General features: G+C 66.0%; 12 protein-coding genes. 3 read left to right on the top strand and 9 right to left on the bottom strand.

Going from position 1 to position 12,563, the window contains the following annotated elements; genetic code table 11:
* Nucleotides 1–730 precede the first annotated feature (730 nt).
* Nucleotides 731–1,945, bottom strand: a complete 1,215-nt coding sequence (locus HY57_RS17775) for a beta-ketoacyl-[acyl-carrier-protein] synthase family protein (protein ID WP_019464828.1) — start codon at nt 1,943–1,945, stop codon at nt 731–733.
* A gap of 3 nt (nt 1,946–1,948) precedes the next feature.
* Complete coding sequence (locus HY57_RS17770) at nt 1,949–2,200, bottom strand: acyl carrier protein (RefSeq protein ID WP_019464829.1); 252 nt, start codon at nt 2,198–2,200, stop codon at nt 1,949–1,951.
* A gap of 232 nt (nt 2,201–2,432) precedes the next feature.
* On the opposite strand from HY57_RS17770, the gene HY57_RS17765 reads away from it, so the two are divergent.
* From HY57_RS17765 to HY57_RS17755, 3 genes are all read left to right on the top strand, one after another.
* Complete coding sequence (locus HY57_RS17765) at nt 2,433–3,491, top strand: GNAT family N-acetyltransferase (protein ID WP_019464830.1); 1,059 nt, start codon at nt 2,433–2,435, stop codon at nt 3,489–3,491.
* On the top strand, nt 3,478–4,353 hold the full coding sequence (locus tag HY57_RS17760) for a hypothetical protein (RefSeq protein WP_019464831.1): 876 nt from the start codon (nt 3,478–3,480) through the stop codon (nt 4,351–4,353). Before HY57_RS17765 ends, HY57_RS17760 begins: the two co-directional genes overlap by 14 nt.
* 114 nt (nt 4,354–4,467) lie before the next feature.
* Complete coding sequence (locus tag HY57_RS17755; RefSeq protein WP_019464832.1) at nt 4,468–5,283, top strand: type II CAAX endopeptidase family protein; 816 nt, start codon at nt 4,468–4,470, stop codon at nt 5,281–5,283.
* Between the two features lie 7 nt (nt 5,284–5,290).
* Here the strand turns inward: HY57_RS17755 and HY57_RS17750 are convergent, their stop codons facing one another.
* From HY57_RS17750 to HY57_RS17720, 7 genes are all read right to left on the bottom strand, one after another.
* Nucleotides 5,291–6,490: a DegT/DnrJ/EryC1/StrS family aminotransferase gene (locus tag HY57_RS17750; protein ID WP_019464833.1), complete on the bottom strand. Its 1,200-nt coding sequence runs from the start codon at nt 6,488–6,490 to the stop codon at nt 5,291–5,293.
* A gap of 2 nt (nt 6,491–6,492) precedes the next feature.
* The gene (locus HY57_RS17745; RefSeq protein WP_019464834.1) at nt 6,493–6,936 is read right to left on the bottom strand and encodes an EamA family transporter; all 444 of its coding nucleotides are present in this window, start codon (nt 6,934–6,936) and stop codon (nt 6,493–6,495) included.
* A gap of 1 nt (nt 6,937) precedes the next feature.
* Nucleotides 6,938–7,303, bottom strand: a complete 366-nt coding sequence (locus tag HY57_RS17740; protein WP_026033850.1) for an EamA family transporter — start codon at nt 7,301–7,303, stop codon at nt 6,938–6,940.
* Between the two features lie 9 nt (nt 7,304–7,312).
* The gene (locus HY57_RS17735; protein ID WP_019464836.1) at nt 7,313–8,152 is read right to left on the bottom strand and encodes an alpha/beta hydrolase; all 840 of its coding nucleotides are present in this window, start codon (nt 8,150–8,152) and stop codon (nt 7,313–7,315) included.
* A 267-nt stretch (nt 8,153–8,419) separates the two neighbouring features.
* Nucleotides 8,420–8,947 (bottom strand): hypothetical protein, encoded by a 528-nt coding sequence (locus HY57_RS17730; protein ID WP_019464837.1) that lies wholly within the window; start codon nt 8,945–8,947, stop codon nt 8,420–8,422.
* Nucleotides 8,948–9,132: 185 nt separating this feature from the next.
* A complete protein-coding gene (gene parC / locus HY57_RS17725) occupies nt 9,133–11,370 on the bottom strand; it encodes a DNA topoisomerase IV subunit A (RefSeq protein WP_019464838.1) in 2,238 nt (745 codons plus the stop codon).
* A 240-nt stretch (nt 11,371–11,610) separates the two neighbouring features.
* Entirely contained in the window at nt 11,611–12,486 is an 876-nt protein-coding gene (locus tag HY57_RS17720) for a TraB/GumN family protein (protein WP_019464839.1), read from the bottom strand.
* Nucleotides 12,487–12,563 lie beyond the last annotated feature (77 nt).

Raw genomic sequence — 12,563 nt, 5'->3', positions numbered from 1 at the left:
CCGGAGCCAGAAGCTAAAAGCTAAAAGCCGAAGCAAGAACCCGCGTTGTTGGCGGAGCCTCCAAAGAGGCGAGCCCCTTGTGGGAGCGCACCTTGTGCGCGACTGGGGCGTCTTGTGATCTCCGCTCCGTTAGGTTGTCGCGCACAGGGTGCGCTCCCACAGAAAAGCGGGCGGCGGCCCGCGTCCCGATTGCGCCAAAGCGAAGCGATGTGCCGCTTTAAGTCCTCATCGCCTTGGCGCGTTGCGAAGCGCTTGGAAGTACCCGTTGTGTAGAGGCGAAGGTTGCTAAGCAACAACCTGCCTCAAGCGTTCGGGCTTATCCCCACGACATGCTGCCAGCTCTGGCTCTCTAGGCCATTTTCTTTGGGTTACTTTTCTTTGACTCCGGGCATCCTGCCCTGCGCCCTTCGGGCCGGCTTCGCCGTTCGCACGTGCTCCTGCACGTGCGTGGGCCAGCAAAAGAAAAGTGACTCGGCCTTCCCACGGGACTAGCTTCGCGTCGTCGGCAGAAGGTCGAAACGCCCGCTGCGCAAGCGGCCCGATCGCGGTATCGCCAACTCCGAAGGCCGAGAGCAAAGTCACTGGATTCCCGCTTTCGCGGGAATGACGGTGCTGATGGAACCGTGAGGCGAGGTTGCCCCTCACCCCAACCCTCTCCTCGCCCCCAACAACCGCAGCCATCCATGGCTACTCCCCGCATGCTCCAGCGGGAAGAGGGGCTGCAGCAACATCAGGCCATGCGCCTCACCGCCACCACCGCATTCAACCCACCAAACGCAAACGAATTGCTGATCGCCGCGTCCACCTTCTTCTCGCGTGCCACATTCGGCACATAGTCGAGATCACAGGCCGGATCCGGCTCCAGGTAATTGATCGTCGGCGGAATGATCCCGTCGTGGATCGCGCCAATGGCCGCCACCAACTCCAGCGCACCACCCGCGCCCAGCGCATGGCCGTGCATGGACTTGGTGGATGAAATCAGCATCTCGCGCGCATGCTCGCCAAACACGCGATGGATGGCGCGCGTCTCGGTGCTGTCATTGGCAACGGTGCCCGTGCCATGCGCATTGACGTAATCCACGTCCTGCGGCGACAGGCCGCCATCACGCAGTGCCATGTTCATCGCCGCCGCCGCGCCGATATCGGATGGAGCGGCGATATCGCCGGCATCCGAACTCATGCCGGTGCCCACCAGCTCGCAGATGATCTCGGCGCCGCGCTTCTGCGCCGACTCCAGCGTTTCGATGACATACATGGCCGCGCCTTCGCCGAGCACCAGGCCGCGGCGGCCCTTGCTGAAGGGGCGGCAGGTATCCGGGGCAAGCACGCGCATGGCTTCCCATGCGCGCAGCGTGCCGAGGGTGATGCAGGCCTCGGTGCCCCCCACCACGGCGGCGTCGACCATGCCGGAGCGGATCATCATCGCGGCCTGCGCGAACGCATGGTTGGACGATGCACAGGCGCTGGCCACCACGAAAGCCGGTCCGGTGATGCCGTGCACCATGCTTACCTGGCTGGCGGGCGCGTTCATCATCATGCGCACGATGCCGAGCGGGTGGAAGCGGCCTTGGTGTTCACCGTACAGGCGTTCGTAGAGATCGTCGCGCGTGGTTTCGCCGCCCGCGCCCGTGCCGATGACCACCGCCGTGCGGGCCCCCGCTTCGCCCTCGAAGCGGATCCCCGACTGGCGGATCGCCTCGTTGGCGGCAATGAGCGCGTACTCGCTGAAAGGATCCAGCAGCGCGCGGCGGGCGTCATCGAAAAAATTGGCGGGGTCGTAATCCACCACCTCCGCCGCGATGCCGCCGTTACGCAGCTGTCCCGGCTGGATGTGATGGATGGGGCCGATCCCGCACCGACCCTCGGTCATCGCCTTCCACACGGAAGGCGCGTCGTGGCCGAGCGCGCAGATGGCGCCCATGCCGGTGATCACGATGCGGCGCATGGATTATTCGCTGGTCTTCTGGGCGAGCTGGCGCTCGATGGCTTCGACGAGCTGGCCGACGGTGCCGTTGTCGAAATCGGTATCTTCGTTGGGCAGGTTGATGTTGAAGTGTTCTTCGATGTCGAAGATCACCTCGATGGCGTCCAGGGAGGCGATACCCAGATCCTTCAGGGTCGACTCCGGCTTGATCGTGTCCAGCTCGATCTTGGCCTGCTTGGCGATGATGTCGAAAGTTTCCTGCTGAACGTTGCTCATGTGTGCTTTCCTGGTTCCCATGGCGTCGGGTCGCGCGGCATCCCCCCGGATGCCGCTTCCCAAGCCTGACGAACCGTCAGGACAAAGTCCAGAACGCCACCTCAAGTGTCAGCGCGTTTCATGCTCCCCCTCACGCCTTTCACCAGTCTTTTCCTAAGGAAAAGGGCGGCTGACCGTGCCTGGCCGGGCGGGCCGTCGTATCCTATGGGCTTATGACCCGTGGGACTGTCGCGTGCGGTACCTCAATCAGCTCGAGCCGGACGCACTGGTCGCCCGGTTCGCGGAACATCCCCCTATTGATTTCAGCGTGATGCAGGTCGCGGGTACCCCGGCCTTCGTGGCGCCGTTCGACCTGTTGACCACGGCCGACGACGACGCACGGAAGAAAGTCACCGGTGCGCCCGGTTACCGCTGGTGGGGGCGCCTGCTGCGCTGGCGTACCGCTTTCGTGGGAACCACGGTGTCGGAGTACGCGCTGTTTCCCCGCGATGCACGCCCGGACGATCTGGCCAAGGCCCTGCGCGACCAGTTGGGTCGGCGTCAGCGCCTGATGATCGTGAAGGACATCCCGCAGGCCTCGCCGCTGTTCGATGCCGCCACGGGCGACTGGTGCCGGCATTTCGCGGATGCCTGCGCATCGGCCGGCTTCGTGCTGCTGGAGGGTCAGGCACTGGCCTACGTGCCGATCGATTTCCAGAGCGAAGACGAATACCTCGCGCGCTTGTCCTCGGGGCGCCGCAAGGATATCCGCCGCAAGCTGCGCAAGCGCGACGACGTAGTGGTGGAGTCGGTGCGTTGCGGTGAGGCCATGTTCAACGACGATGCGGTGATCGACGCCTATTACGCGCTGTACGAGAACGTCTACGCGCAGAGCGAGATCCACTTCGACAAGCTCAGTCGCGACTTCTTTGCGGCGGTGCTGCGCGACACGGCAAATGGCGGCGTAGTGTTCGTGTACCGTCATCAGGGCGATATGATCGGCTGGAACCTCTGCTTCGTGGTGGATGGCAAACTGATCGACAAGTACGTCGGGTTCGCCTATCCGCAGGCACGCGAGCAGAACCTGTATTTCACCAGCTGGTTCCACAACCTGGCCTTTGCGCGTGAACAGGGCCTTACGCACTACGTGGCCGGCTGGACCGATCCGCAGGTCAAGTCGTATCTGGGTGCACAATTCACCCTGACGCGACATGCGATTTACCTGCGCAATCCCTTGTTGAGGGCGGCCGCGCGCAAGCTGGGCAAATTCTTCGAAAGCGACAGCCAATGGGCAGCGAATGAACAGGCGTGAACCGCTGGTCCTGGATTTCGACAACTCGGTCGGGGCGATCCCGGGCGCGACCACGGTTGCGTTGAACGACTGGCAGGAAGCGATCCGCTTCGGCTGCACGCTGCGCACGTTCAATCGCCTGCGCGCGTACCTGGATGAACAGCTGCCGGCGAACTACGGCACGGTGCTGATGGGGTCGGGCGACTACCACCATCTCACCTGGCCGCTGGTGCAGCGCCAGCGCGCGCGCGGGCCGTTCCAGCTGGTGGTGTTCGACAACCATCCGGACAACATGCGCTTTCCGTGGGGCATCCATTGCGGTTCGTGGGTGCGCCGCGTGGCCATGCTGCCGTTCGTGACCCACGTGCACGTGGTCGGCATCACCTCGGGTGACATCGGCGCGAAGCACGCGTGGGAGAACTACCTGAGGCCGCTGCAGGCGGGCAAGCTCACCTACTGGTGCATGGACGTGAACGTGGATTGGGCGGCGAAACTGGGGTTGAGCGATGCCTTCCGCCGCTTCGACGATCCCGATGCGCTTACCTGCGCGTTCGTGAAGCAGCTCAAGCAGGCCCCGCAGCCGACCTATCTGTCGATCGACAAGGACGCCTTCAGCGTCGACACCGCACGCACCAACTGGGACCAGGGGCGGCTCGAAGAGTCGCACGCCATGGCCATCATCGAGGCGCTGCGTGGCCGCATCGTCGCCAGCGACATCAATGGCGAGGTTTCCGCCTACCAGTACCGCACGTGGTGGAAACGCATGTTGAGCGGCATGGATGGGCAGGAGCCGGTGCCGCAGAGCGAACTGGATGCATGGCAGGCGCAGCAGCGGGCGTTCAACACGCGCCTGTTGGCGGCCATTGCAGAAAGCAGCGTGTAAACCAGGGCAACCACCATCGCCCTTGCTGGCCGGCACGCGGTGTGGCGTCGGCCGGGTATTGCAAACGTGTCGAGAGCCGGCTCGTTCCGGCATGGTCCGAAGCGATGCCAACCCATGACCGAGCATTTTCCTGCCAGCCGCCGCGCACTGGTGTATCTCGCGAGCGCCTTCGGCATTACCTGGCTGGCGTGGGGCATCCTGGTGGTGCTGGCGCAACAGCAGGTCGCCCGCTACGGGACATGGCCGTACATGTCGCTGTATGTGCTGGGCGGGCTGGGGCCGACCATCGCTGCATATATCGCTGTATGGCGCACCCGGAGCCAGGCTCCGGTGAGCGAGTTCAACCGCCGCGTGCTGCATTGGCGCGTACGGCCCGTGTGGTATCTGCTGGCGCTGGGCTTGCCGGCGATGCTGGGTTTCGTTGCCATCGGCATCGCGGTGGCGTTGAAGCCGGCGCTAGGCGCGGCGGTGAGCTTCAAGGCGTGGTACCTGTTTCCCCTCTATCTGCTCATGACGATTGTCGGTGGCGGGCTGGAGGAATTCGGCTGGCGTGGCATCACACAGGACGAATGGGCGCGCAGCATCGGCCCCCTGCGCGCGGCCTTGCTGATCGCCCCGGTCTGGGCGCTATGGCACCTGCCACTGTTCTTCCTGCCGGGCGTGGCGCAGTACCACGCCAACTTTGCGTTGTTCCTGGCGGGCGAGTTCGGCATGGCGCTGTTGCTGGGCTGGTTGTACACCCATACGCGGAGCATCTTGCTGTGCGTGCTCATGCACGCGGCATCCAATGCCGTAGTGGTGATGGGGGTGTTCGTGCCCACGGGCATGGGGATGGGCTTGGTCGGGCCGTGCCTGGGGCTGGCCGTGGGCGTGCTGCTGTTCCTGTCGACGGGCAGGCGGCCGGAGAACCACGAGCCGCCCTTGCATTGAGCGCGCGTCAGCCGACGGCGCGTTCCAGTTCGACGCAGATCGACTCGAACGTCGCCTCGTCCAGCCACGGGCTGTTGGTGATGGTGAGCGAACGCGCCGCGAAGCTGCGCGCGTTGGGCAGCGGCATATCGGCGGCGATGTCGCGCAGGTAGCCGTAGTCGGGCAGGGCGTGGATGAACAGGCGGCTGACGCCGACCCCCGTGGTCCACAGGCTTGCCAGCGCCGCATCGCGTCGAGCTTCGTCCGGCAGCGTGAGCAGCAGGAACGGCCACACGCCTTGCTGCCCCGGCGCGTCGTGAAACACAGTGATGCCGGGAATGCGGCGCAGGCGTTCCACGCGGCGCAGCGCCTGCCCGCGGGTGGCATCAAGGAAGGCCGGCAGACGGGGCAGTGCTCGCGCGCCGACGGCCTGGCGCCAGTGGCTCACCGTATGCAGCGGGATATCGGGACCAAAGTCGTCGCCCACCGCGGCGACGGGGTCATTTTCCGCGAGCGCCTTGCGCAGCGGACGTCCATACGCCAGTGAAAGCAGCGACGGGCGATAGGCGAGCGTGTAGCCGACCAGCTCCAGCGCGCGCTGCCAGTCCATCTTTGCATCGGCGCGGATGGTGGCGTCATGGCTGGCGGCAAAGGCGTCGCGCAGCACCGGGTCGCGCGTCAGCAGCAGGCCGCCCTCGAACAGGGTGAGGCCCTTGCCCACGGCAAGGCTGAAGAAGCCGGCATCGCCGAGCAGGCCGACGGTGCGTCCGCCTTGCTTCGCGCCCAGCGCCTGAGCGGCGTCCTCCAGGACGTAGGCGCCTACGCGATGGGCCACGTCCAGCGCCGCATTGACGTCGGCCACGCGCCCGGCCAGGTGTGTGGGCACGATGGCCAGCGTCCGTTGACCGGCCAGCGCGCAAAGCTGCGCGAAGTCCATGTCGAAATGGTCGGGCGCGAGGTCGCACAGGCGCAGCTTGAGTCCGGCGCGATGGATGGCGAGCGCCACCAGTGGGCAGGTCCAGGCGGGAACGATCACTTCATCGCGCTGCGGGCGCAGGCGATGCATGGCGCGCAGTGCCACCACCATGGCCGCCGTGCCGGAGCATTCAAGCTGCAGATGATCCACACCCAGCCATTCGGCGACACGCTCAGCGAACGGCGCGCGGCCGGGCCACAGATCGGTCAGTTGCAGCGGCAGTCCAGCAGTGGGCGGCAGCTCGCGAGACATCGTCAATCGCCCGCTGTGACGCCCAGCGCACCCTTGGCTTCGGTGGGCGCGTCGCCTTCCGGATGTGCACCACTCTCGGCAAAGGCCAAGCAGACGATGCCCGCCACGATGGTCACGGCGCCAAGCACGCGCGCCAAGGTCAGCGGCTCGTGGAACAGCCACACGGAGAACAGCATCACGCTCACCACTTCCAGATGGGTCACCGCGAACGCGGGGCCAATCGGCGCATGCTTGAGCAGGGTCATCCAGGTGAAGAAGTTGCCGATGTAGCCGATCACCGCGATGTAGATCCACGGATGACCGAACACGCGCACGATCCACGCCCAGTTCGCCTCGGGCGGGAAGGCATGGTCGCCGGCGTACTTGAAGCTCAGCTGCACCAGCGTGTCGAACAGCACCAGGATGGTGAAGCCGATGGCGTAGAAGCGAACCAGGTTCTTCGTCATCTCAGCCGCCTCCCGCCAGGCCCACGATGGCCACGCCCGCCGTTACCAGCAGCATGCCGGTCACGCGCAGCGGCGTGAGCTTTTCTTTGAACAGGATGCGCCCGGCAATCATGATCACCACGATGTTGATCGAGCCCAGCAGCACGCCTTCGGACAGATCGACCAGCGACAGGAAGGCGATCCACACCAGGAATTCGGCAACGTAAGAGAGCACGCCGATCCAGATCCATGGGCGCGATGCCATGTACTTCCAGCGTGCCAGGCCGTCACCCGCACGCGGATCGCCGGCCGCCGCCTTGAAAGCGAGCTGGCCGACGGTGTCGAGCGTGACGTTGAGCAACCACAACGCAACCACCAGAGGACTCACAGCGAGTCCTCAGGCCGCAGCGCGGGCGGCAGGTTCGTAGGTAGCGGCGATCTGGCGGAAGAACTCCGCCGAACGGTCGGTCAGCAGGCGACGCTGCCGGTCCACCGTGATCATGTGGTAGCTGTCTTCCAGCCACAGCGTTTCCACTGGACCCGACACCGAACGCTGCACGAGGTAGGCGTTCTCGATGCTGGCGATGTCGTCCTCGGTGGCGTGGGCGATAAAGCAGGGCGCGGTGACGCGGGGCAGGTCGCGCTTCACCACGGCCGCCATGTTGTACATCTCGCCCAGCGACGGCCACGGGTTGCCCGGCAGGCCAGCCGCGGCGCTGTCACCACTCAGCATGGCGCCGCTGATCTGCGCGCGCAGGCGCTCGTCGCGAATGCCGTACGGTTCGCCCTCGTGCACCATGCGGTGCTTGCCGATGCCGAACTTGTGCAGGAACGGCAGCAGGAAGGAGAACTTGCCGATCCACGGAATCGCCCAGCCGTCATAGCGGAAGGTGGCGCCGTACACGCCCACGCCCTTCACCCATTCCGGGTGCTCGGCGGCGAGCTTGAGCGCCAGCACGGCACCCATGGACAGGCCGGCCACGAACAGGTGGTCCACCTCGTGGCGGTACTTCTCCGCCGCGGCTTCCACGCTGGCGTACCAATCCTTCCAGCCGGTGGCCAGCAGGTCGTCGACGTCGCCGCAATGGCCCGCCAACTGCATGCCGTAGACCGAATAGCCGGCGCGGTTGAGCCCCTTGCCGAGGAGACGCATCTCCGTCGGGGTACCCGTCAGGCCATGGATAAGCAGCACACCGCTGCGACCGCCTTCATAGCGGAACTCGACGTTCTGGATCACTGGAGAGCTCCGGTGCAGCAGGCGACAGGGGTGGGACGGCGCGATGCGCGCGGGGGGAAAGGACCGTAAACCATGGGAACAGTGTGAGGGCCCACCCTTTCCAAGAACTTTCGACCTTTTGGGCGCCAAGGTTAGGAAAGGTCTGATAAAAATGCCGGCCCTGTCGGCCCTCACGGGCAGGTCGAACCGGTCGGGCCGCTGCCCCAGCCATCTACGAAGGGTGCGGCGACAGGTTTTCGAATGGCCTCAGCCTGGCTTCCGGCAGGCTCAGTGGCCGAAATGCCCCTTGGTGCCGCTGACGGAAATGCTCATGCCGCCGGTCGGGTGCTCGCAGCTGCCGAACGCCTGGCTAAGCGTGACGCCCGCGCCGCCGTAGCTGCCACTGACGTGGTTGCCCGCCACCACGCCGGTGGTCACGGCGCCATGGACCTGCGGCTGGTTGTAGGTGGCATCGTCACAGGTCACGGCCGGCTGGGCGCTGGTCGCCGCCTGGGTGTCGCCAAGCGCTCCGCTGGTGTCGCCGTAATAGGTGCCGGGCGGATCCTTGGTGTAGGCGCCGGTCTTGGCCCCGGCCGGGGCGGTGGCCTTGGCCTGTGCGTTATTTGCCGGGGCACCGCCGGACGCGGCCTTGCCGGCGTCGGTGGGGGCGGCGGTATTCGCGGCTGCCGTGCTGGCGCTGGAAGCGGGCAGGTTGGCCGGCAGCTTGAGGTTGAGCGGCTGCTCGCTGCTCTGGGCCCAGGCCGTCGCGGCGAGCAGGCTGGCGGCGACGAAAGCGGTGATGCGGACGGTCTTCATGGGAAAAACTCCGGGAGCCTGGGGCTTATAACGCGCCACCGTCGCCGGTGTGCACACGTTGTCTTGGATTGCCCGTCAAGCGGTGAAGTTCCCGCTTTCCTGTGGGAGCGCACCCTGTGCGCGACTTGGCGTTGCGGTAAGCCAGTCGCGCACAGGGTGCGCTCCCACAGGTGGAGTGACCGGCCTTAGCCGGTGGTCTCGATGCGCTCCACCCGGCGCAGGCCCTGCGGCAGCAGGCCGCCTCGGGTGGCTCGGCTGCCGCCGTACTCGACCAGGTTCGACCATTTCAGTGTGAGCTTGCGCTGGCCGGCGTAGAGCGTGACTTCGCCCTTGCCTTCGGTGACCACGGCGATGCCGACCACCTTCACGCCTGCCGTCAGCTTGGCCTTGGGCACGTCGATCAGCTTGTTGCCCTTGCCCTTGTCCAGTTCCGGCAGCTCAGCCACCGAGAACATCAGCAGATGGCCCTCGGTGGTGACCACCACGATGCGGTCGCGCGCCGGGTCGGCGCTGACCTGTGGCGCCAACACCTTGGCGCCGTCACCCAGCGTGATGATCTGCTTGCCGGCCTTGTTGCGGCCGGTGAGCGCCTCGAAGCGGGTCACGAAGCCATAGCCGTGGTCGGTGGCCAGGATCAGACGCGTGTCGTTGTCGCCGGCCGTGAGCGCGTCGAAGCTGGCGCCCGACGGCGGGCTGAAGCGCCCGGTGAGCGGGTCGCCGTTGCCGCGTGCCGACGGCAGCGTGTGCGCGGGCGTGGAGTAGCTGCGGCCGGTGGAGTCGATCACGGCGATCTGCTGCGTGGTGCGCGCCTTCACGGCGGCCAGCAGGCTGTCGCCTTCGCGGTAGTTCAGGCCGTCGGCGTCGACGTCGTGGCCCTTGGCGGCGCGGATCCAGCCCTTCTGGCTCAGCACCACGGTGACTGGCTCGCTGGCGACCAGCGCGCTTTCGTCCAGCGCTTGCGCGGCTTCGCGCTGCACCAGCGGGGAGCGGCGGTCGTCGCCGAACTTCGCGGCGTCAGCGCGCAGTTCTTCCTTGATCAGGCCCTTGAGCTTGGCCGGCGACTTCAGCAGCACGTTGATGCGCGCGCGCTCTTCCTCGAGCTGATCGCGCTCGGCGTTGATCTTCATTTCCTCGAGGCGGGCCAACTGGCGCAGCTTGGTTTCGAGGATGTAGTCGGTCTGCTCTTCGCTGAGGCCGAAACGGGCCATCAGCACCGGCTTGGGCTCGTCCTCGGTGCGGACGATGCGGATCACTTCGTCCAGGTTGAGGTAGGCGATGCGCAAACCTTCCAACAGGTGCAGGCGGCGCTCGACCTTGGCCAGGCGATGGTTGAGGCGGCGCGTCACCGTGTCGGTACGGAAGTGCAGCCACTCAGAGACGATCCGCTTGAGATCCTTCACCTGCGGGCGGCCGTCCAGGCCGATCATGTTGAGATTGATGCGGAAGCTCTTTTCCAGGTCCGTCGTGGCAAAGAGATGCTGCATCACCTCGGCGGCGTCGATGCGGTTGGAGCGCGGCACCACCACCAGGCGGATCGGGTTCTCGTGGTCGGATTCGTCGCGCAGGTCTTCCACCATCGGCAGTTTCTTCGCGCGCATCTGCGCGGCGATCTGCTCGAGGATCTTGGACGGGCTCACCTGGTGCGGCAGCGCGGTGATGACGATGTTGTGCTCGTCCATGTGGTACACGGCGCGCGCACGCACCGAGCCGGTGCCGTTCTGGTACATCGCCAGCAACTCGTTGCGCGGCGTGATGATCTCGGCTTCGGTCGGGTAATCCGGACCCTGGATGTGCTCGCACAGGTCGGCGACGGTGGCGTCGGGGTCATCCAGCAGGCGGATGCACGCGCTCACCACTTCGCGCAGGTTGTGCGGGGGAATGTCGGTGGCCATGCCCACGGCGATGCCCATGGAGCCGTTGAGCAGCACGTGCGGCACGCGCGCCGGCAGCCAGCTGGGTTCTTCCAGCGTGCCGTCGAAGTTCGGCACCCAGTCCACCGTGCCCTGGCCCAACTCGCCCAGCAGCGCCTCGGCGATGGGGCTCAGGCGCGACTCGGTGTAGCGCATCGCGGCGAAGCTCTTGGGGTCGTCCGGCGAGCCGAAGTTGCCCTGGCCGTCGACCAGCGGGTAGCGGTACGAGAACGGCTGGGCCATAAGCACCATCGCCTCGTAGCACGAGGTATCGCCGTGCGGATGGAACTTGCCGATCACGTCACCGATGGTGCGGGCGGACTTCTTCGGCTTGGCGGTCGCGGCCAGGCCCAGCTCGCTCATGGCGTAGACGATGCGACGCTGCACCGGCTTCAGGCCATCGCCTACGAAGGGCAGGGCGCGATCCAGCACCACGTACATCGAGTAATCGAGATAAGCCCGCTCGGCGTACTCCTTGAGCGGGATCTGTTCAAAATTGGCTTGCAAATTCATGGGGTTGCGTCGTTTGCCTGCGCGCGGGCGGCGCGCTTAACCGGGGGATGGTGCCAGAAAGGGGGATCGGGGGGCGAGGGGGCGGCGGTCACGGCCCCTGTGGGAGCGCACCCTGTGCGCGACAGCCGACAGAGCGCTGAGGCCGGGCGGTCGCAGCACGAAAGCCAGCAACAGAGGGTTGCTGCGATTCCGCGGTCGCGCACAGGGTGCGCTCCCACAAGGGAATGGCGCGGCCGGCCTTCAGTTCTGAACGCGCTCGGTCTTCACGCCCAGCTTGCGCAACTGCTCTTGCAGGCTGTCGGGGCCAGCGAGGTGGCCGGCGCCCACGGCGACAAAGCTCACCCCGGGCTGCTGCATGCGCTCGGCGATGGTCTTCGCCCAGGCCCGGTTCCGCTCGACGATCAGGCGCTGGTAGAGCACGGGGCTGTCCTTGCGCAGGTCTTCGTCTTCCATGCGGGCGATGGCGGCGGTGTCGCCGTTGCGCCAGGCGTCGATCAACTCGTGCAGCTTGGCCGGGCCTTCCGCCACTTCCTTGAACGACTGGCGCAGAAAGTCCATCTGCATGGATTCAGGCAGGTCGGCGAGCATCAGGATCTGCTTCTCGGCCGTTTCCAGCCCGTCGACCGGCTTGCCGGCCTGCAGCATGCGCGCCTTGATCAACTTGTCGACGCCCTGGTTGGGGTCCAGCCCGGCCTGCATCAGCGGCGCCATGGTGAGGGTCAGGGCGGCCAGCCAGGGGCGCATGGACTGCAGCGCGGCCATGCCGCCAGGCAGCTTCGCGGTTTCGGCGGCTTTCTCCAGTTGGCCGCGATCTTTTTCGTCGAGCTTGCTCGACAGCGTTTCGCTGAGGTCCAGGCCGTGCTGCATGACCAGGGTTTGTATGGAGGCCGAGTCGTCATCGACGATCTCGATGCTGAGGCGTTGGCTCTCGTCCAGCGCCTTGTCCAGTGCGGGAGACTTCCAGTTCGTGTCCGATGGCAGCAGGTGCACGGTGCCGAACAGGTAAACCGTGGCGTGGTCGTTCCTGGCCACCCAGAGCCCGGGCTGGGCCATCGCCACCGTGGCGAGCAACAGGTTCAGGGCCAGCGCGGCGGCGAATGGTCGAAAGAGCTTCAAGGGGCTTCCCGGATCTGGGCGGACAACGTGGCGTGGCGGGGCAGGGGCCATCGAACCCGCCAAAGTGCGAACTATCC

This window comes from Dyella japonica A8 (assembly GCF_000725385.1).
GTDB lineage: Bacteria > Pseudomonadota > Gammaproteobacteria > Xanthomonadales > Rhodanobacteraceae > Dyella > Dyella japonica_C.
This window is presented reverse-complemented; position numbering and strand designations above follow the sequence as displayed.

Excerpts from the sequence above, each read along its gene's own strand:
- HY57_RS17775 (WP_019464828.1), bottom strand. The coding sequence starts at position 1,945 with ATGCGCCGCATCGTGATCACCGGCATGGGCGCCATCTGCGCGCTCGGC.
- HY57_RS17770 (WP_019464829.1), bottom strand. The coding sequence starts at position 2,200 with ATGAGCAACGTTCAGCAGGAAACTTTCGACATCATCGCCAAGCAGGCC.
- HY57_RS17760 (WP_019464831.1), top strand. The coding sequence starts at position 3,478 with ATGAACAGGCGTGAACCGCTGGTCCTGGATTTCGACAACTCGGTCGGG.
- HY57_RS17755 (WP_019464832.1), top strand. The coding sequence starts at position 4,468 with ATGACCGAGCATTTTCCTGCCAGCCGCCGCGCACTGGTGTATCTCGCG.
- HY57_RS17750 (WP_019464833.1), bottom strand. The coding sequence starts at position 6,490 with ATGTCTCGCGAGCTGCCGCCCACTGCTGGACTGCCGCTGCAACTGACC.
- HY57_RS17745 (WP_019464834.1), bottom strand. The coding sequence starts at position 6,936 with ATGACGAAGAACCTGGTTCGCTTCTACGCCATCGGCTTCACCATCCTG.
- HY57_RS17730 (WP_019464837.1), bottom strand. The coding sequence starts at position 8,947 with ATGAAGACCGTCCGCATCACCGCTTTCGTCGCCGCCAGCCTGCTCGCC.
- parC (WP_019464838.1), bottom strand. The coding sequence starts at position 11,370 with ATGAATTTGCAAGCCAATTTTGAACAGATCCCGCTCAAGGAGTACGCC.